Source organism: Streptosporangium sp. G11, assembly GCF_051192615.1.
Classification (GTDB): Bacteria; Actinomycetota; Actinomycetes; order Streptosporangiales; family Streptosporangiaceae; genus Streptosporangium.
Genome location: NZ_JBPJUQ010000047.1, coordinates 66,166 through 86,609, shown reverse-complemented (window position 1 = coordinate 86,609; position 20,444 = coordinate 66,166). Strand labels below are relative to the sequence as shown.

23 protein-coding genes and 1 riboswitch are annotated in these 20,444 nt (G+C 70.6%); of the genes, 11 read left to right on the top strand and 12 right to left on the bottom strand.

Annotated features, from left to right (window positions below):
• Nucleotides 1–103 precede the first annotated feature (103 nt).
• On the bottom strand, nt 104–481 hold the full coding sequence (locus ACSDR0_RS33375) for a winged helix-turn-helix transcriptional regulator (protein WP_435292910.1): 378 nt from the start codon (nt 479–481) through the stop codon (nt 104–106).
• A 131-nt stretch (nt 482–612) separates the two neighbouring features.
• Here ACSDR0_RS33375 and ACSDR0_RS33370 point away from each other — a divergent pair, with 131 nt between their 5' ends.
• On the top strand, nt 613–978 hold the full coding sequence (locus ACSDR0_RS33370; protein ID WP_435292909.1) for a DoxX family protein: 366 nt from the start codon (nt 613–615) through the stop codon (nt 976–978).
• 137 nt (nt 979–1,115) lie between these two features.
• Here the strand turns inward: ACSDR0_RS33370 and ACSDR0_RS33365 are convergent, their stop codons facing one another.
• Nucleotides 1,116–1,934 (bottom strand): (2Fe-2S)-binding protein, encoded by an 819-nt coding sequence (locus ACSDR0_RS33365; RefSeq protein ID WP_435292908.1) that lies wholly within the window; start codon nt 1,932–1,934, stop codon nt 1,116–1,118.
• A gap of 61 nt (nt 1,935–1,995) precedes the next feature.
• Nucleotides 1,996–2,120, bottom strand: a riboswitch (cobalamin riboswitch).
• Nucleotides 2,121–2,306: 186 nt separating this feature from the next.
• Nucleotides 2,307–2,993, bottom strand: a complete 687-nt coding sequence (locus ACSDR0_RS33360; RefSeq protein WP_435292907.1) for a TioE family transcriptional regulator — start codon at nt 2,991–2,993, stop codon at nt 2,307–2,309.
• A gap of 77 nt (nt 2,994–3,070) precedes the next feature.
• On the opposite strand from ACSDR0_RS33360, the gene ACSDR0_RS33355 reads away from it, so the two are divergent.
• On the top strand, nt 3,071–4,279 hold the full coding sequence (locus ACSDR0_RS33355; RefSeq protein WP_435292906.1) for an erythromycin esterase family protein: 1,209 nt from the start codon (nt 3,071–3,073) through the stop codon (nt 4,277–4,279).
• A gap of 225 nt (nt 4,280–4,504) precedes the next feature.
• On the opposite strand, the gene ACSDR0_RS33350 is transcribed toward ACSDR0_RS33355, so the two are convergent.
• Complete coding sequence (locus ACSDR0_RS33350; RefSeq protein WP_435292905.1) at nt 4,505–5,038, bottom strand: GNAT family N-acetyltransferase; 534 nt, start codon at nt 5,036–5,038, stop codon at nt 4,505–4,507.
• A complete protein-coding gene (locus ACSDR0_RS33345) occupies nt 5,035–5,247 on the bottom strand; it encodes a hypothetical protein (protein ID WP_435292904.1) in 213 nt (70 codons plus the stop codon). The genes ACSDR0_RS33350 and ACSDR0_RS33345 overlap by 4 nt, the downstream gene beginning before the upstream one ends.
• A 123-nt stretch (nt 5,248–5,370) precedes the next feature.
• Between ACSDR0_RS33345 and ACSDR0_RS33340 the strand changes: the two genes are divergently transcribed.
• Entirely contained in the window at nt 5,371–5,868 is a 498-nt protein-coding gene (locus tag ACSDR0_RS33340) for an ArsI/CadI family heavy metal resistance metalloenzyme (protein ID WP_435292903.1), read from the top strand.
• Nucleotides 5,869–6,267: 399 nt separating this feature from the next.
• On the opposite strand, the gene ACSDR0_RS33335 is transcribed toward ACSDR0_RS33340, so the two are convergent.
• The gene (locus ACSDR0_RS33335; protein ID WP_435292902.1) at nt 6,268–6,585 is read right to left on the bottom strand and encodes a DUF6355 family natural product biosynthesis protein; all 318 of its coding nucleotides are present in this window, start codon (nt 6,583–6,585) and stop codon (nt 6,268–6,270) included.
• A gap of 376 nt (nt 6,586–6,961) precedes the next feature.
• Here ACSDR0_RS33335 and ACSDR0_RS33330 point away from each other — a divergent pair, with 376 nt between their 5' ends.
• Nucleotides 6,962–7,339: a CBM35 domain-containing protein gene (locus tag ACSDR0_RS33330; RefSeq protein ID WP_435292901.1), complete on the top strand. Its 378-nt coding sequence runs from the start codon at nt 6,962–6,964 to the stop codon at nt 7,337–7,339.
• Between the two features lie 160 nt (nt 7,340–7,499).
• On the opposite strand, the gene ACSDR0_RS33325 is transcribed toward ACSDR0_RS33330, so the two are convergent.
• Entirely contained in the window at nt 7,500–8,681 is a 1,182-nt protein-coding gene (locus ACSDR0_RS33325; RefSeq protein ID WP_435292900.1) for a low temperature requirement protein A, read from the bottom strand.
• A 448-nt stretch (nt 8,682–9,129) separates the two neighbouring features.
• On the opposite strand from ACSDR0_RS33325, the gene ACSDR0_RS33320 reads away from it, so the two are divergent.
• The 3 genes from ACSDR0_RS33320 to ACSDR0_RS33310 all read left to right on the top strand — a co-directional run bounded on the left by ACSDR0_RS33320 (nt 9,130) and on the right by ACSDR0_RS33310 (nt 10,855).
• Complete coding sequence (locus ACSDR0_RS33320) at nt 9,130–9,888, top strand: SDR family oxidoreductase (protein ID WP_435292899.1); 759 nt, start codon at nt 9,130–9,132, stop codon at nt 9,886–9,888.
• Between the two features lie 60 nt (nt 9,889–9,948).
• The gene (locus ACSDR0_RS33315) at nt 9,949–10,386 is read left to right on the top strand and encodes a cupin domain-containing protein (protein ID WP_435292898.1); all 438 of its coding nucleotides are present in this window, start codon (nt 9,949–9,951) and stop codon (nt 10,384–10,386) included.
• Between the two features lie 253 nt (nt 10,387–10,639).
• Nucleotides 10,640–10,855, top strand: a complete 216-nt coding sequence (locus ACSDR0_RS33310; protein ID WP_435292897.1) for a hypothetical protein — start codon at nt 10,640–10,642, stop codon at nt 10,853–10,855.
• A gap of 116 nt (nt 10,856–10,971) precedes the next feature.
• Here the strand turns inward: ACSDR0_RS33310 and ACSDR0_RS33305 are convergent, their stop codons facing one another.
• The gene (locus tag ACSDR0_RS33305; protein WP_435292896.1) at nt 10,972–11,811 is read right to left on the bottom strand and encodes an oxidoreductase; all 840 of its coding nucleotides are present in this window, start codon (nt 11,809–11,811) and stop codon (nt 10,972–10,974) included.
• A gap of 98 nt (nt 11,812–11,909) precedes the next feature.
• Here ACSDR0_RS33305 and ACSDR0_RS33300 point away from each other — a divergent pair, with 98 nt between their 5' ends.
• The gene (locus ACSDR0_RS33300) at nt 11,910–12,560 is read left to right on the top strand and encodes a TetR family transcriptional regulator (protein ID WP_435292895.1); all 651 of its coding nucleotides are present in this window, start codon (nt 11,910–11,912) and stop codon (nt 12,558–12,560) included.
• A 76-nt stretch (nt 12,561–12,636) separates the two neighbouring features.
• On the opposite strand, the gene ACSDR0_RS33295 is transcribed toward ACSDR0_RS33300, so the two are convergent.
• A complete protein-coding gene (locus ACSDR0_RS33295) occupies nt 12,637–13,257 on the bottom strand; it encodes a TetR/AcrR family transcriptional regulator (protein WP_435292894.1) in 621 nt (206 codons plus the stop codon).
• Nucleotides 13,258–13,347: 90 nt separating this feature from the next.
• Between ACSDR0_RS33295 and ACSDR0_RS33290 the strand changes: the two genes are divergently transcribed.
• The gene (locus ACSDR0_RS33290; protein WP_435292893.1) at nt 13,348–14,148 is read left to right on the top strand and encodes an SDR family NAD(P)-dependent oxidoreductase; all 801 of its coding nucleotides are present in this window, start codon (nt 13,348–13,350) and stop codon (nt 14,146–14,148) included.
• Nucleotides 14,149–14,483: 335 nt separating this feature from the next.
• Nucleotides 14,484–15,530 carry a LacI family DNA-binding transcriptional regulator gene (locus ACSDR0_RS33285; protein WP_435292892.1) on the top strand — a complete coding sequence of 349 codons (1,047 nt, stop codon included), beginning with the start codon at nt 14,484–14,486 and terminating at the stop codon, nt 15,528–15,530.
• A gap of 198 nt (nt 15,531–15,728) precedes the next feature.
• Here the strand turns inward: ACSDR0_RS33285 and ACSDR0_RS33280 are convergent, their stop codons facing one another.
• The 3 genes from ACSDR0_RS33280 to ACSDR0_RS33270 all read right to left on the bottom strand — a co-directional run bounded on the left by ACSDR0_RS33280 (nt 15,729) and on the right by ACSDR0_RS33270 (nt 17,270).
• Complete coding sequence (locus ACSDR0_RS33280; protein ID WP_435292891.1) at nt 15,729–16,163, bottom strand: GNAT family N-acetyltransferase; 435 nt, start codon at nt 16,161–16,163, stop codon at nt 15,729–15,731.
• A 173-nt stretch (nt 16,164–16,336) separates the two neighbouring features.
• Entirely contained in the window at nt 16,337–16,852 is a 516-nt protein-coding gene (locus tag ACSDR0_RS33275; protein ID WP_435292890.1) for a hypothetical protein, read from the bottom strand.
• Nucleotides 16,842–17,270 carry a MarR family winged helix-turn-helix transcriptional regulator gene (locus tag ACSDR0_RS33270; RefSeq protein ID WP_435292889.1) on the bottom strand — a complete coding sequence of 143 codons (429 nt, stop codon included), beginning with the start codon at nt 17,268–17,270 and terminating at the stop codon, nt 16,842–16,844. Before ACSDR0_RS33270 ends, ACSDR0_RS33275 begins: the two co-directional genes overlap by 11 nt.
• 443 nt (nt 17,271–17,713) lie before the next feature.
• Here ACSDR0_RS33270 and ACSDR0_RS33265 point away from each other — a divergent pair, with 443 nt between their 5' ends.
• On the top strand, nt 17,714–20,437 hold the full coding sequence (locus ACSDR0_RS33265; protein WP_435292888.1) for a lectin: 2,724 nt from the start codon (nt 17,714–17,716) through the stop codon (nt 20,435–20,437).
• The last annotated feature ends 7 nt before the right edge of the window (nt 20,438–20,444 follow it).

Sequence of the window (20,444 nt, the reverse complement as noted above, 5' to 3'; positions counted from 1 at the left end):
ACGGGCGGGCCGCAAGCGGTCAACCCGGCGCAGCCAACCATCAGCCGCGCCGATACTTCGGAACTTCTCGTCTAGGCGTCCGGCCCGGAGGCGGGGGGCCGGGTCACTGGTTCCGGCCCTGGTAGGCCTCTCGGCTGGCCTCGATGTGCGAGATGTGCTCGATGGCCCAGCCGGCGAGGGCCAACGCGGGGGAGATGAGGCTCTTGCCGGCGGGGGTCAGCTCGTATTCGACCCGTGGCGGGACCTCGGCGTACACCGTCCGGGAGACCAGGCCGTCGCGTTCGAGGTTCCGGAGCGTCAGGGTCAGCATGCGCTGGGAGATCCCGGGGACCTGCTGGTGCAGGTCGGTGAAGCGCAGGCTTCCCTGATCGAGGGTCGCCACGATCAGCAACGTCCACTTGTTGCAGATGCGGTCGAGGATGGCGCGGATCGTCCGTCCCCCATCTCCGCGGATCATGCAGGTGTGCCCGTACTCCGACATGACAGTCCCCTGTGGGTAACGCACATGTGTGTGCCTTTTGTAGGGCTTTCAATAGTGACGCATCATGGGGCCACTTACGACTGGTAACCATCGTGGCCGGCGCCGCGTCACTAGCCTCCGAGGTGTTCTTCATGGAGATTTCCTACTGGATCGTCGCGGCACTCCTGGCCGTCTTCTACCTCTACGCCGGAGGCAAGAAGACCGCCCAGAGCCAGGAGCGGCTCCAGCCGATGATGGGCTGGGTCGACACCGTTCCCATGCCGCTCGTCCGTCTGATCGGAGTCCTGGAAGTCCTCGGCGCGGCCGGACTGATCCTGCCGCCGCTGACCGGGATCGCGCCCTGGCTCGCCGTCGCCGCGGCGATCGGCCTCGTCCTGATCCAGATCGGCGGCATCGCGGTCCACCTGAGCCGCGGCGAGGTCCGGCAGATCGGACTCAACATCGCCCTCCTGGCAGCCGCCGCGGCGACCGCCTGGCTCGGCACCACCTGGCTCTGAACCGTCCGCCCGGCCTCTCACCCGGCCGCCGACGCCGTCCGTTCTCGCCTCGTCCCGGGGCGCTCCACCTGCGGCCGGTGCGAAAAGGGGCCGGGCGGCGCCCACGCCGGTGCCGTGTTCCTTGGCGACGGTGTGGCTCACGAGGATCCTCCGGCCTGCCGCAGGGCCGCGGCCCACTGCCGGCGGCGGGTTTCGGGGTCGATGAGGACGCAGTCGCCGCACTTGCCACCCCCTGGCAGGCGGTAGAACAGGCAGCAGCTGCGCCGGACGAAGAACGGCTGCCCGGGGGCGGGTTCGACCAGGTCGCCGCTGCCCCGCAGCACTCCCAGCGCGAGCAGTTCGCGCCCGAGCACGGTGGCCCGCGCGGTGAGTTCGGGGCGCCGGTGGGCGATGGTCCGGACCGTTCCGGCCAGGGCGGAGGCGGCGTTGCCCCACAGCAACCCGGGGGCGATCTTCACGATCCCCTGTACGGCCTGTGCCAGCGGCTCCAGCAACCCGGTCAGCACGTTGCGGTACAGCGGTTCGGCGATCCCGGCGGGGTCGAGGATCCGCCGGCCGGTCAGGTGCTCGGCCCGCAGCGGCAGCGGCCCGCCGGACGCCGCCCGCCAGTGGACTCGGAGGGGGGACAGGTCCAGGAGCAGGTCGCGCGCCACCGCCACGCCGATGACGGGTGACCACAGGCGGGCCGCCAGCCCCTGGAACAGGATGGAGGCCGCCACCCGGATCTCGTCGGTCCCCAGGCGTCCGGCGACGTCGGTGATCCGCTGCCGCAGGGGCTCGGAATCGGCCAGCAGGTCGGTGAGCGGCCGCCAGCCCGCTTCGATCGGGCCGATCTCGACGTCGAAGTAGCCGTTGATCGTGGAGACGTCGGCGATCGCCGCGAAGACCGCCGGGGGTGAGGCGGCAGGCAGTCCGGGCCGGGCACGCCCGGGGCCGGTGGGCCGAGGTCCAGGCATGACGAGCACCGTTCCTCTCTTGGGGAGATCCGCCCCAATTGCCGCGAGGAGGCGACCGCGTGAGTCTCCTGGCTCTCGGGTCAACGCTCGTCCCGGCCTTCCCACCCGCACGCGGGCAGTGGCCTATTCGGGACTCGCTCGCCGATCACAGTGGCGGGACCGCGCCGGATTCACACCGGCTTCCTCGATCCGCGCTCGCCAACACCGACCATGCTCGCACACCACCCGTCAAGGACGAAGCGCGCCCGGCGAGAAGCCCTGGCGAACGACCTGACGCGGCGAACCCCCTCGAAGCGACGACACGGAAAGGAGCGCTTACCGCGATCATGCGGATCCCCGCCCGCTCACCACCCGCGAACTCGCCGTCAGGCGCTATGACGTCCCCAGGTAGGTGTCGAGCGCGCCCGCGCCCGCCAGCATCGCCAGGCCCCGCACCGTCAGGCGGCCACGCCACTCCCGCAACGTCGCCTCCAGCGGCTCCGGCCCGCCCGCCGCCCGCACCCGCTCCAACACCCGCGCGATCTGCTCCAGCCCGTGCCCGCCCCGCCGCAGCTGGTGAGCCAGCAGCACGTCCCGTACGTCGGCGGGGGTGTAGACGCGGTAGCCGGTGCGTGAGTCACGCCGCGGCACGACCAGCCCGGCCCGCTCCCATTTGCGCAACGTCGCCGGCCGGACGCCGAGCCTGCGCGCCAGCGGCCCGATGAACGTCACCCCCGGCGCCAGGTCACGCGGCGGCGTCAGGTCACGCAACGCCCGCTCCACGGCCTCCAGCGTCTGCCGGTCGCCGGACAGCTGCGCGTGGCTCTCGTCGATCAGCCGCAGCGCCTCCTCGGTCACCCCGCCGTTCACGGCCCGCATGATCGCCCCCGCGGTCGCGTGGCCGTGCGCGGGGATCAACGCCAGGAACGTCCGCAACGCCGCCGCGTGGCGCGGAGCGTAGCCGCGGTAGCCGTGCGGCGAGCGCTCGGCCGGTGGCAGGATCCCCGCCTCCTCGTAGTTGCGCACCGCCTGCGTGGACAGGCCGTGCTCGCGCGCCAGGTCGATGGGCCGCAACCGCATTTTGAAGGTATCTCCTCGCCGGCAGCCGGAAATGCCAGCAAAGCTTACACAGAAGGTTCAACGATACGGTTAAAGACATGACGGCCTCAATCCGGGACGCAGCCCGTCCCTTCACCGGCGGCGCCCTCACCGCGCTCCTGTCCCCCGCCACCCGCCTGCTCGGCCTCGGCGAGCCCACCCACGGCGTCGAGGCGTTCCTCGAACTGCGCAACGAGCTCTTCCGCCACCTCGTCGAGCACGAGGGCTACCGCTCGATCACCCTCGAGAGCGACTGCCTGTCGGCCCTGATCGCCGACGCGTACGTCACCGACGGCATCGGAAGCCTCGACGACGCGATGAGCCGCGGCCTCAGCCACGGTTTAAGCGCCTCACTCGCCGACCGCGAGCTCCTGCGCTGGATGCGGGCCTACAACGAACAGCGCTCCCCGCACGAGCGGCTCCGCTTCTACGGCTTCGACGGCCCCCTGGAGATAACCGGCGCCGCCGCCCCCCGCCCGGCCCTGACCGCGCTGTACGACTACCTCGCCGCCCACCTCGACCTGGCCTGGAGTCGCGAGACCCTGCACGAGTTGCTCGGCCCCGACGAGCGCTGGACCAACCCGGCCGCCCTCTGGACGGATCCCGCCCAGTCCGTCGGCCGCACCCCCGAAGCCGGGGAACTGCGCCTGATCGCCGACGACCTGCGCACGCTGCTCGCCGCGCACGCCCCCCACCTGACGGCCGCCACCTCCCCCGACGACTGGTGGCGCGCCGACCTGCACGCCCGCACCGCCGCCGGGCTCCTGCGCTACCACGCCGGCATTGCCGACACCGCGCCCACCCGCGTCGGCACGCTCATGTGCCTGCGCGACGCGATGATGGCCGACAACCTCGACGCCATCGTCGGCCGCGAGGCCCGTCGCGGTCCCACCCTCGCCTTCGCCCACAATCGCCACCTGCAGAAGGACCAGAGTCGCTGGCTGCTGCCGGAGGGCTGGGGCCCCCTGGCGGGCCGGACACTGGAGTGGTGGAGCGCGGGCGCCATCATCGGCACCCGCCTCGGCGACCGGTACGCCTTCGCCGCCACCACCTTCGGCACCCGCGGCCCCGACGCCCCCCATCCCGACACCCTTGAGGGACTCCTGTCGACCCTCCCCCACACCCGCGCCGTCATCGATCCCGGCCACCTCGCCGCGGCCCTCGACCGGAAGCCGGCACCCCGCGTCCCGGCCGACCACACGTACTTCCCTCTCGACCCGGCCACCATCGACCAGATCGACGCCATCGTCTTCGTCAGGGAGATCTGAGCCACCCGTCACGGCGACGCGGGCGGCGAAAGGCTACGCGGCGACGGTGACCCGGGCCGGGGTTTCGTGGCCGCTCCTCGGCGGCCCCGGCCGTGACCCCGCGGGTCACGATGTTCGGGCCGGATCCAGGCCTCGGCACAGGTGCTCCGCCACGTCTTCCTTCCGGCGCCGGCTTCCGCACTCATCCTCCTCGGAGGCCGGCCCGCGGGCGGGCTCGTACGTGGGTCAGGAGATGAGCGGGCTGCGGCGCTCGATCAGCACGACGTCACGCCAGAGGCCGTGGTGGCGGCCGATCCGCTCGCGGGTGCCGATCACCCGGAATCCGGCGCGTGCGTGCAGGGCGAGGCTGGCGGTGTTCTCGGGGAAGACACCGGCCTGGATCGTCCAGATTCCGGCGGCCTCGGTGGAGGCAATCAGAGCCGCGAGCAGCGCGGAGCCGACGCCGCGGCCTCGGGCAGCGGGGTGGACGTAGACCGAGTGCTCCACCACCCCGGCGTAGGCGCACCGGTCGGAGACCGCGACCGCCGCGACCCAGCCCAGCACCCGGCCGCCGTCGGTGTCGCCGTCCTGGTCGCCGTCGGTGTCGACGGCGACGTGGCGGTGGGCGGGCAGCTTGGCCGCCGCGAAGTGCTCCCAGGTCGGGACGGTGGTTTCGAAGGTGGCCTGGCCCTCGTCGATGCCGAGCCGGTAGATGTCCAGCACCTGGGCGGCATGCTCGACGGTCATGGCCGTGATGCGTGGCGCCGCGGTGGTGGTCATGTCCGGCCCGTGGCGGGGGCCGGTTCGGCGAGCAGCGACAGCTGCCGTACCGGATCGGCGACGGCCTTGGACAGCGGCGCGAGCTCTTCGGCCTTCACCGCGCCGAGCGGCTCGCACACCAGCGGCGCGCAGCACGTCCGCCCACCGCTTCCGGTTCCGGTGCCGGCGAGTCCGGCGAGTTCGGCGATCGGCAACGCTTGCTTCGACATATCCCTAAGTTGACAGATCTCTAATCAGCATTGCAAGCTGACGACGCACACTGAATAGATGTTTATCGAAACAGTGGTGCGGATGATGACCACCACCCGCCCAGAACCCCGTGGAGGATCGCCATGTCCCGCGTCCAGCTCGCCCTTCGCGTCTCCGACCTGGAGGGCTCGATCGCCTTCTACTCCAAGCTCTTCGGCGTCGAACCCGCCAAGCGCCGCCCCGGCTACGCCAACTTCGCCATCACCGAGCCTCCGCTGAAGCTGATCCTGCTGGAAGGCGAGGAAGGCCACGACACCCGCATGGACCACCTCGGCGTCGAAGTCGAAGACGGCGACCAGGTGGCCGCCGCCACCCGGCGCCTCAAGGACGCCGGCCTGGCCACCTTCGAGGAGAACGACACCTCCTGCTGCTACGCCCTGCAGGACAAGGTGTGGGTGCGCGGGCCCGGCGGCGAACCCTGGGAGGTGTACGTGGTCAAGGCCGACGCCGACGTCCTGGGCAAGTCCGCCACCGCCCAGGACGACCTGGCCGCGCCATGCGCCTGCGGCCCGGCCGCCGAGGCCACCGGGCAAGGCGCCGGACAGCCGGTCGCCGCCGGGGCGAGTGGTTGTTGCCGCTGAAATCCGGCCACTGCCTTTACAACGTAGATTTATTGGGCGGGTTCGCGCTCACAACGACGACGATCAGACGGCGGAGCGCGGTTCTCCGGGGGTGCGGTCGGTGGCGTCGAGGACAGGAGCGGCGCTCCCGGCACGATGACCGCGGACCGGGCGGCCGGCCGCATCCGCCGTGGCCGTCCCGGCCCGCGGCCCGATCGGCGTCGCCCTCGGGCACCGATCGGGCCACGGGCCGGGCGGTGGGAGATCCGCGCGGCGTTCGCCCAGGCCTCCGCCCGGAGAACTCCTCTCATGACCAGGAGGTTCTGAGAAATGGTTCTGGGACGACCCCGACCTGGGCGAACGTTCTCCTTTTCGCGGCTCGTCGCGCGGACCCGGACAGAGGCCCGAGGGGTCCGCCGGTTAGCAGGTGCCCCGGTTGTAGACCCGGAACGTGGTGCTCCAGGACCCGAGGTAGGCCGTCGAGCCGGGGGTCACGCAGTAGTACCGGTTGCCGCCGAAGAGGTAGGTCACGAAGATCCTCTCGTTGGCCGTGGTGCAGTTCTTGTACATCGCGGCGCTCCCGTCTCGGTACATGCCACAGGGGTTGGCCGCCATGGAGATTCGCACGCCCTCGGGCGAGGTCTCCGCGGCGTAGGCCGACGGGCTGATCAGCAGCGCCGCGCCGGCGGCCATGGCCGTGGCGGCGAGGGTTGCGGCGAGTCGGCGGTGTGCGTTCATGATGGTCTCCGTTGTTCAGGTCGGCGAATATGCCGACTTTTCGGGAATTTTGGTGGGAGAAGTCCGCCAGGCTCCGGACCGGATTCCCGCCCCCTCACCTGATGAGGTGGGGCAGGGCTTCCGGCCTGGACGGGCCCGTGTGGGGGACCGCCCGGCGGCTGCTCCTCGCCGTGGCTCACCGGTCTCGTCTGACCCGGTCACCACCTGAACGTCAGCCAAGCCGCGCCGCCAAGGTGTCCAACAGGGCCTCGGACGGACTCGTCCGGAATCGATCCACCCTGTAGCCAAGTCCGGACACGCCGGGTAACGGTTCGTACTGGGAAGAGCACGCTGGACGTACACGGCGAGCCCGGGATGGGCGAATGACCATCCCGTCGTGGAGGGAAGCCGGGTGCGCTACGAGGCCGAGCGCGGCACGGTCAACCGTGCCAGGACCCGTACCGGCGTCGCCGTCGTGTCACAGGACGCCGTCGTGGCGGGGCTGGACCACCAGGACGGCTGGGTCGACATCCAGGTGTTCGCACCGACCGCTGGAAACCACACCGCGCACGTGGGATACGCCGCCGGGTACGGCGACGCGCAGCATGTCGTGACGGTGAATGGTTCGACCCGGCTCACGCTGAGTCATCCCAGCCATGGCCGGGATGACTGGAAGCGGACATCGGCCGCGCTCGATCTGGCCCGAGGATGGAACACTCCGCGTTTTCAGCACCACAGCCGGTGGGCCGAACCGGACTACGTCGAGATCGGCTGACCTCGACCGCGGCTGTGCGGATCTCGGCCGCGTGACCCGGTCCGCCCGGCCGGTCGAGGAGTGGCAGGAGCGGGAGTGCGCGTCGGCAGGCGGGTGGCTCGGAGTTCGTCCCGGGCAGCCAGGTCGTCAGAACGGCCGGGCCCTCAGAACGGCCGGGTCGTCAGCGAGGTCGCCCGGCGGGCGCCGACAGGCTGACGAGCACCAGACCGGTCATCACGACGGCGATCAGGGGCAGCGGCAGCGGGGTCAGCGGGGTGGCCAGGACGAGGAGCCCCGCGATCGTGAAGCCCGCGTCCATCCGCCGGCCGCGGCGGTGCGGCCGCACGTGCACGAACCACACGCTGAGCAGGAAGACCGCCACGGGGACCGCCACGGACGCCCTGGCGGCGAGAGCGCCGATGTGGGCCTGGTGGGTGTCGTAGTCGACCGACACCGCCAGCCCGGCCCCCACGGCTGCGGCCGAGGAGAAGATCAGATAGTGGCCGTACCCCCAGGAGAACGCCGCACGGCTGGAGGTCAGGACCCGGTGGGCGGGCTGGGCGAAGTACAGCCACCACATCGCGAAGACGATCACCATGCCGCTGAAGGCGACCGACAGCAGTGCCGTCGGAGCGATCCCCCGGTCCAGCCCGGCCTGGATCGCCACCGTGGCCGCCAGCACCGACTCTCCCAGCACGATCAGGGTGAACAGCCCGTAGCGCTCGGCGATGTGGCGGGCGTTCCAGCCGGTGTGCCAGTAGCGCTCGGCCCACAGCGGGAGCGCCAGCTCGGCGAGGACGAGCACGAGGAAGCCGGCCACTCCGAGGCTCTCGGGAAGCGCGAGCCTCGCGATCCAGCCCACCTCGATGGCCGTGATCCCGATCGCGTAGCGCAACGCGCACGCCCTGCCCTCGGGGTGCTCGCGGGCGGCCCGCAGCCACAGGGCGACCATCGCCAGCCGCATGACCACGTAACCCAGCGTGATCAGCTCGAAGTCCTTCTCTCCGAACGCCCGGGGCACACCGGCCGCCAGGATCAGCACGCCGGCGATCTGCACCAGGACGAGCAGGCGGTACAGCACGTCGTCGGTGTCGTACGCGGAGGCGAACCAGGTGAAGTTCATCCACGCCCACCAGATGGCGAAGAACACCATCGCGTAGCCGAGGAGCCCGGACCCGAAGTGGGCCTCCGAGAGGGCGTGGTGGAGGCTCGCCGCGGCCTGGGCCACGGCGACGACGAAGCACAGGTCGAACAGGAGTTCCAGCGGGGTCGCGGCGCGGTGCCCCTCGCCTGACTCGCGCCCGCCCATCGCCCTGCGCCACACCGGCTGCTCCATGTCCGCGAGGGAGGGGGATTGACTCATCAGTGCTCCTGGAGACGCCGCTGGTCCGCCGCGAGAGAGGGGTCCCGCGGCCTGGAAAGTTAATCACAGGAGCGTACGTGGCCTGTCGGTCGCCGTCGGCAGGTCACGGGCAGGTCATCGGCCGATCATGGACCGTCGCCCGCCGGTCATGGGCCGCTCACGGGCCGGTCGCCGGCCGGGAGGGCGCGGGCACGGGGAACCCTCCGGCAGCGATCCGGCGGCACCCGCGCTCCGGTATCGCCCAGGGTCAGAGCACCGGAGGCGACATAAAGATCACTCCACTGCGGGTTTTGGGCTCACTTGGACAAGGCCCTCCCCTGCGACATCCCTTCGCGGGGAATTCATGACCGGAAAGAATTTCGCCCAGGCTGTCACAGATCGCGAGGCTGTCCTGTCTTAGCTGGCGACCGGATGGCAACGGATGTCCCGGGGCAGAGGAAGGTTCACCATGAAGATCGTGGTAGTGGGCGGCACCGGCCTGATCGGGTCGAAGCTCGTGACGAAGTTGGGGGAGCACGGTCATGAGGCGGTGGCGGCGGCGCCGAACACCGGCGTCAACACGCTTACCGGCGAAGGGCTGGCCGAGGTGCTGAAGGGCGCGCAGGTGGTGATCGACGTGTCGAACTCTCCCTCCTTCGAGGAGGCCGCGGTAATGGAGTTCTTCACGACCTCCACCCGCAACCTGCTCGCCGCGGAGGCGGAGGCCGGCGTCGGCCACCACGTCGCGCTGTCGGTGGTGGGGACCGAACGGCTGCCCGAGAGCGGCTACTTCCGGGCGAAGATCGCCCAGGAGGACCTGATCGAGAACTCGTCGATCCCGTACTCGCTCGTGCACGCGACGCAGTTCTTCGAGTTCACCCGCAGCATCGCCGACGCGGCCACCGACGGCGACACGGTCCGGATGGCGCCGGTTTTCTTCCAGCCCATCGCGGGCGACGACGTCGCCCAGGCGGTCGGCAGGATCTCCGTGGGGTCGCCGGTGAACGGGAGGGTCGAGGTCGCCGGGCCCGAGCGGTTCCGGATGGACGAGTTCTTCCTGGACGTCCTGGCCGGCTGGGGCGATCCGCGCCGGGTGGTCACGGACCCGCACGCGCGCTACTTCGGAGCCGAGCTGAGCGAGGGGAGCCTGGTTCCGTCAGGCGACGACGCGATCCTCGGCGGGATCCGGTACAGCGACTGGCCGGGCCGGATCGTCGCCGGGAAGTAGCTCGTCCCCGGGCGGGTACCGGCCCGGCTCCACCGCCAATTCGTCAAGGAGGTATTTCCCATGCCAGACAACGATCCGGCCACCGGCGGGCAGAAGCCAAGATCGACCGCGTGGCAGACGGCGCTCACCACGCTGCAGGAGGCCGAACCGCCGTTCATCCCGCGGGGTGCGCACGCGATGACCGTGGTCATCGAGTATCCGCCCGGTGACCCCGGCACGCCGCCGCACCGGCACTCCGGCCCGGCGTTCGGCTACGTGCTGGAAGGCGAGATGCTGCTGGAGGTGGAAGGCGAGCCGGAGCGGGTCGTGCGCGCGGGAGAGGCGTTCTGGGAACCGGGCGGCGACGTCATCCACTACCAGGACGGCAACAACCGCGACGACGTCCGGCTCCGTTTCACCGTCACGATGCTGTGCGAACCCGGCCGGCCGATGCTCACCCTGGTCGACGACGAAGAACTCGCCCAGCGTAAGGACCGCCGCGCCCCTCGTCCATCCTGACCATTGAGGGCCCCCGCCGCGGGCGACCGGCGAGGCCCGGCCGGCCCGAGTCCGCGGGCTGTCCGCCGGCACCGGGGCCGCTGGACGGCGGCAACCGTCTCTCCGCCCGGCGCGCACACCGGCATCGGACCGACCACGCCCGCGCGCCGGCGGTTCACCGGGGCGAGCGCCTCACCCACCTGTTCGGCCCCGGACAGATCTCGACGCGGCCGATCCACGCGGACATCCGCCCAAGCCACGCACGGAGGAAAAAATGAGCACCCCGACCGGCGAAAACCACCATCTGCACGAGCTCAGAGTGGAGGTCGAGACGGAACTCATCCTGGTCGAGTCGAGCCACTCGGAGGAGGTCGCCGACCTACCGGTCACCGAGTGGCTGTTCGATCCGGCGGACGTTCAGCGCGACGAAATCGGCCTGCGCAGTCTTCTCGGCGCGGTCGAGGCGCTGGAAGGCGACTTCCGCCCCTGACCTCGTCGCCACACGGGGACGTGCCTGAGGCACCCGTACCGCCCCTCGCCGTCCCTCGCCGTCCTTCACTGTCCCTCGCCGTCCTTCACGACGCGGTCCGGGACTCGGAGCGGCCGCTACTCCCCCGGCGGGAAGTCGGCCGAGCGGCTCACCTGTGCCCACCGCTCGGCCTCGGCGGCGCGGGCCTCGGAGGACGCCTGCGCCATCTCGACCGCGCCGGCGCCGAGCAGCAGCCGCAGGGGCGGCTCGTCCAGGTCGGCGATGTCGGTGACGATCCTGGCGGCGCGGACCGGGTCCCCGCTCCAGGTGGCGACGGTCGACTCGCGGTAACGGTTCATCTCACCGACCGTCTGCTCGTAGTCCTCGCCCACCGGCAGGGCGGTCATCGACGAGCCGCCCCAGTCGGTACGGAACCCGCCGGGCTCGACGATGGTGACCTTGATGCCCAGGGGCTTCACCTCGGCGTTGAGCACCTCGGAGAAGCCTTCGACGGCGAACTTCGCGGTCTGGTAGGCCGCCAGGCCCGGCGATCCGCCGACGCGCCCGCCGATGGAGGAGAACTGGATGAAGTGGCCCGAGCGCTGCCGGCGCAGGACGGGCAGGGCGGCCCGGGTGACGTTGACCACGCCGTACAGGTTCGTCTCCATCTGGGCGCGGAACTCCTTGTCCGGCATCTCCTCGATGGGCGCGCTGGTGGCGTAACCGGCGTTGTTGACCACGACGTCGAGACGGCCGAACGCGTCGAGCGCCACCTGGACGGCGGCATGGGCGGCCTTGGCGTCGGTGACGTCGAGGGCCGTGGCACGTACGCGATCGCCGTACCGCCGCACGAGGTCTTCGAGCTGTTCGGGGCGGCGGGCGGTCACGAGGGCCCGCTGACCGCTGTCGAGCACGGCATGGGCGAGCGCCAGGCCGAGGCCACGGGAACCGCCGGTGATGAGCCAGGTCTTGTTCATGGGGACGCGCCTCCATCAGGTAACTAAACGTTCATTTATATGCTGCGTCCGCATGAGGCACTTGTCAAATAAACGGTTAGTTAGCTTATTCTGGGGGGATGCCGCCACAAGCCGACCCAGCCAGGACCCGTGACGCCGAGGCGACGAGGGCTCGCCTGCTACAGGCCGCCACGGAGGAGTTCGCCGCCCGCGGCATCGCCGGGGCCCGCGTGGACCGTATCGGTACCAGGGCGAAGGCCAACAAGGCCCTCATCTACACGCACTTCGGCAACAAGGAGCAGCTCTTCGACGCGGTCATGGACGCGCACGTCACCCGCGTCCTCGACGAGGTCCCCTTCGCCCCCGAGGACCTGCCGGGCTACGCGGGCCGCCTGTTCGACTTCCTCCTCGCCAACCCCCACCAACTCCGCCTCGCCACCTGGCACCGCCTCGAACGTTCGAGCACGGGGCACGAGCCCGACGGGCTGCGCGCCTCGATGCGGCAGAAGACGCACGCGATCACCGAGGCCCAGAACGGCGGGCAGGTCCCGGCCGCCTTCACCCCCGAGGACCTGCTGGTCTTCACCCTGGCGCTGGCGAGCGCCTGGATGCCGACCAGCCCCATGGCCACCACCGGCCAGGACGTAGGGCGACACCGCGCCGCGGTCGTCGAGGCCGTCCGCCGCCTCGTCTCCGAGGAGACGAGCGCCCGCACCGGAGCCGTTCCGGATCCCGCAAAGAAGAACGGCGAGCCTCGAACGGAGATCTGACCGTTCACGTACTCGCCCGCCCACGCCGCCGGACGCATCGTGGTGGAGATGCGCCTTCGGCGAAGGCGGTGAGGACTCACACCAGCACGTGAAAGAGCGACCGGATTCGCCCGGCGAGCTCCTCCGGATCTCCCTCGGCGAGCGCCGTCGTGCCCAGGACGCTGCGCATGAGCCACACCCCCGCCTGGACGGCGAGCATCAACTCCGCCCGGACCGCGGCTCCGTCTCCGGACAGCTCCTCGTTGAGGTGGCGCCCGGCATGCCGTCCGATCGCCTCGCGCATGATCTGCGCGGCCCTGGGGTTGGCCGCCGACCTCAGCATGAGCAGGAACGGCCCGAGCTCCTCCGCCTCCGCCTCCGGCGCCGTCCGCGCCACCAACGCGCGCGCGGTCTCGCCGGCCAGTTCCGCGCCCGTACCCGCGATCACCGTGCGCGGCGCGAAGGCCACGTCGACCGCCTCCGCGAACAGCTGTTCCTTCGATCCGAAATAGCGGTTGATGAGCATCGCGGTCACGCCCGCGCTTCGGGCGATGTCGCGAACCCCCACCCCGTCGTAGCCGCACCGGGTGAAGGCGGCGACCGCCGCGTCCAGGATGGCCTGCCGGGTGGCGGCGGCGTCGCGCGGGCGCCTGCCCGAGGCATGGCCTCCTGGCTGCGATCGGCTCAAGGGGGTGCTGGGCTCGGCGGCGTCACTCATGTCTACGAGTGTATACTCGAACCAAGTCTACGACTGTATACATTGTGGGCCCGATGTGTGTCGGCCCCCGAACCGCGATGCGAGGATGAAATGGATCTCCAACTGGCAGGCAGGCGTGCGCTGGTCACCGGCTCCAGCTCCGGCCTCGGCGAGGCCATCGCCAAGGCCCTGGCCGCCGAGGGCGCCGACGTCGTCGTCCACGGCCGCGACCGCACCCGCACCGAAGCCGTCGCCACCGCCATCCGGGCAGCCGGCGGCAGCGCCCGCGCCGCCATCGGCGACCTCGCCACCGACGCCGGCGCCGACGCCACGACCGAGGCCGCGCTGGCCGAGGGCCCGATCGACATCCTCGTCAACAACGCCGGCGCCTACCCCCACCGCGGGTGGAAGGAGGCCACCGCCGAGGACTGGCGCCAGACCTACGAGCTCAACGTCATCTCCGGCGTCCGCATGATCCTGCGCCTGCTCCCCGGCATGCGCGAACGCGGCTGGGGCCGCGTCATCCAGATCGGCGGGGGACTCGGCCCGCAACCGAGCGCCGACCTACCCCACTACAACGCCACCCTCGCCGCCCGCCACAACCTCACGGTCTCGCTGGCCCGCGAGCTGAAGGGCACCGGGATCACCTCCAACACCGTCGCCCCCGGCGCCATCCTGGTCGACAGCGTCCAGCGGTTCCTCACCGACCTCGCCCCGGCCCGCGGCTGGGGCGAGACGTGGCAGGACATCGAACGCAACGCGATCGAAGAGCTGGTGCCCAACGACATCGGCCGGCTGGGCCGTCCCGAGGAGATCGCCGCCGCGGTCCTCTACCTCAGCGGCCCGCTCGCCGACTACGTCACCGGCACCACGCTGCGGGTGGACGGCGGCACCGTCCGCGGCGTCCACTGACCGCCCTCGCAACCGCCTTCGAGACATGAGACGCACCGCTCCGGCATGGTCGGGTACGACTCCGGATTCCGTCCCGGGACTCGCAGCCGCCTCCGAGACATGGGACGCACCGCTCCGGCATGGCGGAAAGCGGGCTACGACCTGAAAGATCCGACCCTGATTTCCCCGAGGCCACAGCCACCCCAGGTGGTCGCCGGGAAACGACCGGCGGCAGGCCGTCCCATGCCCGCCCGCGAAACAAGGCACTAGATTTGATCAGGACATCGTTATCACGCCCGTCGCGGCGGGCGGCGCGGACCGTGGACGAGCGCGCACCCTCGGGCAGGAGGACTTCGGTGGGTAGACAGGACAGGCCGCGAAGGCCCACGGTCTCCGACGTGGCGGCCACGGCCGGCGTCAGCGTGAAAACGGTCTCCCGGGTCATCAACAACGTGCCGACGGTGCGGCCCGAGCTGGTCGAGCAGGTGCTCGCCGCGATCGGCGAGCTCGGGTTCCGGCGCAACGACATGGCCAGCTCGCTGCGCTCCGGCCGGCGGACCGCGACGATCGGACTGATCATCGAGGATCTGGCCAATCCCTTCTACTCGGTGATCGCGGCGGCGGTGGCCAAGGTCGCGCGCTCCCACGACACCCATCTGATCACGGTCAGCTCGGAGGAGGATCCCGAGCTGGAGCAGCGGCAGTTCCTCGAGCTGTGCCAGCGCCGGGTGGACGGGCTGATCATCGTGCCCGCCGGGTCGGACCACTCCTACACCCGGCCCGAGATGGAGATGGGCATGCGGCTGGTCTTCCTGGACCGGCCGCCGTCGGGCATCCTGGCCGACAGCGTGGTGATCGACAACGCGCGGGGGGCCCGGGCCGGCATCGAGGACCTGCTGGCGGCCGGACACGGCCGGATCGGTGTCATCACCGACTCCTCGGCCATCTACACCGCGCGCGAACGCCTGGCCGGAGTGCGTACGGCGCTCGCCGGAGCGGGTGTTCCCTACGACGAGTCCCTGGTCCGGGTCGGGGTGACGCATCCCGATGAAGCCGTCCACGCGGTCGCGGAGATGCTCGACGGCGCCGACCCGCCCACCGCTTTCTTCGCCGGCAACAACCGGATCACGATCGGCGCCATCCGCGAGCTCTGCCGCCGAGGCCACGACGCCGCACTGGTGGGCTTCGACGACTTCGAGCTGTCCACGCTCATGCCACGCCCGCTGACCCTGATCGCCTACGACGTCCAGGAGCTCGGCCGCACCGCCGCCGTCCGGCTCTTCGATCGGATCGGCGGGGACGACTCCTGGCCGTCGGAGACCGTGATCGCCACCAGGCTCATCCGCCGCGGCCTGGAGCTGCTGATGCCGAGCGACGCGAGAGCGTCGGTGGATGCGTCATGAGAGTGTCAGTGCGCGGGCGTTCGGCTCGTTGTGCCCGGCGCCTCGGCCTCCGGGGAGGATGACGCCCAGCATGTTCCAGGCCGGGCCGCGGTGGCGATCAAGTGCGCGGCGAAGGCACGCCGTCCGCTGCGCTCGGCGTGCACCCGCGGCGCCGCCTGCTGGACGAACAGGTTGCGACAGCTGTTCGTTCGCCACGGGCTACGCCGGTTGCCAGCGGCCGATCTTCTTGGAGGCGAGGGTGGCACCGATGCGCGCGTAGAAGCGTTGCGCGGCCACGTTGGCCTCGGCCACCTCCCAGCGGATCACCTTGCCTTCGGCGGCCTCGGCGATGGCGCGCATCAGCTGTTCTCCCGCGCCGTTGCCGCGTTCGGCGCCGGTCACGTACAGGTCGTCCAGGTGGAGGTAGTCCTGGCCGGACCAGAAGCTGACGCGCTGCAGCCAGGAAACGTAGCCGATGGAGTGGCCGTCCCGCTCGGCGATCAGACAGCCGACCTCCGGGCGGGCGAGCTGCCGCTTCAGGTCCTCGACGCTCACCGTGACGCCCCAGCCCTGGTCTTGATGTTCGGCCAGGCCACAGATGAGGTCGTACACGGTGGCGGCGTCATCGGGGGTGGCGCGACGGATGATGATCACGGCGGTCCTTCCATGTGGGGGTTCAGGAGGGGGATGGCCCGGTACCTGGACAAGGCCCAGGTACCGGAACGGTACGGGGGTCGGGTATCCGGCGAACAGAAGAAACCGTACCCCGGCCGGGTATGAAGGGGATATGCGGATCCGGCGGGAAACGAAGCGTTCGGGGGGTGGGTTCAGCCGTGTTCGGCGTGCCGGCCGTGGTCGGTGACCTGGGCGTCGAACCACGCGTGCAACGCTGTGACCAGGGGCGCGTCGGAGGTGGTGTAGGTGATCCGGGCACCTGCGGGCAGTTCGGCGTAGCGGATGTCGATGCGGCCGTGGCCTTGTTCCAGCTCGCGCAGGCCCGGCATGTCGGCGCCGTGGATGGAGGCGGGGTCGCCGTAGTCGCCCTTGCCGAACCCCGCCGCCTCCTCGGTCAGGTGCTCGCGGATCAGCCTGACCTGCTCGGTGTCGGCCGGATCCTCGGAGGTGACCGTCTGTACGCCGCCGGTGGCCGACTTGGCGAAGCGGTGCGTGGTGCGCTCCAGGTCGAACGGCATCACCGTCCGGCCCCTGGCCGCGATCTCGGCCTGCCGGGCGGCCGTCGCCTGTTGTTCGTCGCGGCCGATGAGCACGTACGCCGTCGCGGCCACGACGACGAGCGCGAGCGCCGCGATGAGCGCCTGGGTGCGCCGATTCCTAAGTTTCATCCATGGCCTTCGTGAGAATGGTCAGGGCGCGCAGCACGTCGGCGCGTTCGCCCTTGGGGACACGGTTCAGAACGGCGGAGAACCGCGCGGCTCTGGCCTCGGCCAGCCGGGCCGCGGCCCGCACTCCCTGCGGGGTGAGCTGGACCAGGACGCCGCGCCCGTCGTCGGGCGCGGGGGTGCGCTCGGCCCAGCCGCGGTTGATGAGCTGTGTGACCAGCCGGCTGGTGGTGCTCTTCTCCAGCCGGAGCCGGTGCGCCAGGTCGCTTTGGCGCACCGCGCCGTCTCTGGCCAGCTCGCCCAGCGCGTGGGCCTCCGAGGTCGGGATGGGCTGCCCGCAGGGGGTCTGGTCCGGCCGGTGGAGCCCGAAGGCCCGCACGAAGCGGGCCACCGCCTCCTGGAGCTCGCGATCATCCGCCATGGTTCGACCATACAACCAGATAGTTGTATTGAGCAACCAGATGGCAGGGAGATCGTCAGCACGCTCACACCGACGCCCTCGCGTCGTCGCCTAACGCGGACCCACGCGACTTGCCGATATTTTCGTGTCGCGACCACCGCCGCCCCCCGTGACGCGGTCACCGACATCCGATGTCGCGGCCCGCCGGCACTCTCGTGTCGCCTGCAGATATCGTTGTCGAAACCTTTCGGCGACCGCGACACGCCCGCAGCCTCGAACAGGCCGTTTTCGGACTTTCTGCACCGCCCGAAATAAGGCTGTGAACTGCGAAAGAGAAGGAAAACTGACTCAATCGGTTGACATCGATCGACTATCCGGTCAACTTCCTATTCAAGACAACGATGTCCCCCCTCGGTGAATGATCCATTCCCGGCACCGTTGTCACTTTCCGCAGGAGGCACACAGTGCGTGCCCTACTCGTGCTCGCCCTCATCCTGGCCACCCTCGGCGTACCGGCCCCCGCCACCGCCACCACCACCGCGGCACGGCTCGCGATCAGCGACCCGGCCCAGTACGTCAACGCGTTCGTCGGCACCAAACCCGGCGGCCCGGACTTCGGGCACGGCGGCGGCGCCGGCAACACCTTCCCCGGCGCCGACGCCCCGTTCGGCATGCTGCAATGGAGCCCGGACACGGTGACCTACCAGCATGGCGGATACCACTACGACGACAACCGGATCAGGGGATTCAGCCTGACCCACCTGTCCGGCCCGGGGTGCGGTGACTTCGGCAACATCCCGTTCATGCCGGTGCTCGGCTCCTCCCCGGTCGGCCACTCGACCTTCGGCCACGCCAACGAATCCGCGTCGCCCGGCTACTACTCGGTCGGGTTCGACAACGGCCTGCGGACCGAGCTGACCGCGACCGCCCGTTCCGGAATGGGCAGGTTCACCTATCCGGCGGGGCAGCGGGCCTCGCTCTCGGTGGACGTCGCGAAGGCGTTCAACGCGGCCAGCGGATCGCTCACCATCGGCACCGACACGCTGTCCGGATACACCGACAGCGGCGGCTTCTGCGGTACCGGAAACCGGTACCGGCTGTACTTCCACGCCGCGTTCGACCGCCCCTTCACCACCGCGGGAGTGGCCGCAGCGGACGGCAAGGTCGACGAGACCAGGCGGACGATCGACGGCAAGAGCGCCGGCGTGGCTCCCCCGGCACAGAAAACCGCGAAAGAGCAAGGAAAAGCACGCGCCGCCACCACCAGGAGCGAGGATGCTCGCGCGCTCGCCGCGTCGGCGTTCGTCTCCTTCGACACCACCACCCAGCGAACGGTCACCGTCCGGGTCGGCATCTCGTTCGTCAGCCTGGAGGGCGCCAGGGCCAACCTCGCCGCCGAGCAGGGGTCGCGGGGATTCGACGAGATCAGGGCCGGCACCAGGACGGCGTGGAACGACCTGCTCGGCCGCATCTCGGTGACCGGCGGGACCGACACCCAGCGGCGCACCCTGTACACCTCGCTCTACCACTCGCTGCTGCACCCCAACGTGTTCAGCGACGTCGACGGCCGCTACATCGGCTTCGACGGGCAGATCCGCACCGTGCCGGCGGGCCGCGCGCAGTACGCCAACTACTCCGGCTGGGACGTCTACCGCTCCCAGATCGCGCTGATCGCGCTGATCGCGCCGAAGGAGGCGGCCGACATCGCGCAGTCCGCGATCAACCAGGGAGCCCACGCCGGCTACTTCGACCGCTGGACCGTCGCCAACGGCGGCACCGGTGTGATGAACGGCGACCCGCTGGCGATCATCATCTCGACCGCGCACGCCTTCGGGGCGACCGGCTTCGACAGCGCCGACGGGCTGCGCCGCCTCGTCGCCGGCACCAAGGAGGTACGCCAGCGGCCGGGCTGGTTGCAGTACGACACCTACGGCTACGTGCCGACCGGGCTCGGTGACGTCTGGGGCTCGGCGTCGACCACGCTGGAGTACACCAGCGCGGACTTCGCCATCTCGCGGCTCGCCGCCAGGATCGGCGACACCGCGACCGCCGAGACGTTCCTGCGGCGGGCACAGAACTGGCGCAGCCTGTTCAACTCCGGCAGCAAGTACCTGCAGCCCCGCAACGCCGACACCACGTTCCCCGCGTTCAACCCGGTCCAGCACAACGAGTACGTCGAGGGCAACGCCGCGCAGTACACCTGGATGGTGCCCTACAACCACCGCGGCCTGTTCGACGCGATGGGCGGCAACGCCGCCGTCCTGTCCAGGCTGGACACCTTCTTCACCGAGCTGAACGCCGGGCCGGACAAGCCCTACGCCTACCTGGGCAACGAGCCGACCCTGAACACCCCGTGGGCGTACGCCTACGCCGGCGCCCCGCACAAGACCCAGGACATCGTGCGCCGCGCGTTGACGACGATCTTCAAGCCGACGCCGGACGGCCTGGTCGGCAACGACGACCTCGGCCAGATGTCGTCGTGGGCGGTCTGGGCGGCCCTGGGCATGTACCCGCAGGCACCCGGCAAGGCCGACCTGGTCCTCGCCAGCCCGCAGTTCCCCGAGACCACCATCACCAGGGGCAACGGCAAGATCATCACCATCACCGCGCCGAACGCCTCGGACAGCGCCAAGTACGTGCAGAGCCTGCGGGTGAACGGTCAGACCTCGACCCGGCCGTGGCTGCCGGAGTCGTTCGTCGCCGCCGGCGGCACGCTCGACTTCACCCTCGGCACGGCGGCGAACACCGGATGGGGCAGTGCCGCGGGTGACGCGCCGCCGTCGTATGACGTCGGCCCGACACCGCCGCGGTCCGGGGCGATCTCGGGGCTGTCGTCGAAGTGTCTCGACGCCGACCCGGCCACCGGGGCCAACGGCGCACAGGTGCGGCTGTGGGACTGCAACGGATCGGCCGCGCAGCAGTGGACCGTCGCCTCCGACGGGTCGGTCCGCGCCCTGAACCGCTGCCTCGACGTCTCGCAGAGCGCGCGGGCGAACGGGTCGAAGGTCCAGCTGTGGGACTGCAACGGCACCGGCGCCCAGCAGTGGTGGCCCAAGCCCGGCGGGACACTGGTGAACCCGCCGTCCGGACGCTGCCTCGACGTGCCGGGCTCCAACCCCGCCAACGGAATCCAGCTGCAGATCTACGACTGCAACTCCTCGTCCGCCCAGGTGTGGCGCCTGCCGTGACCATGGG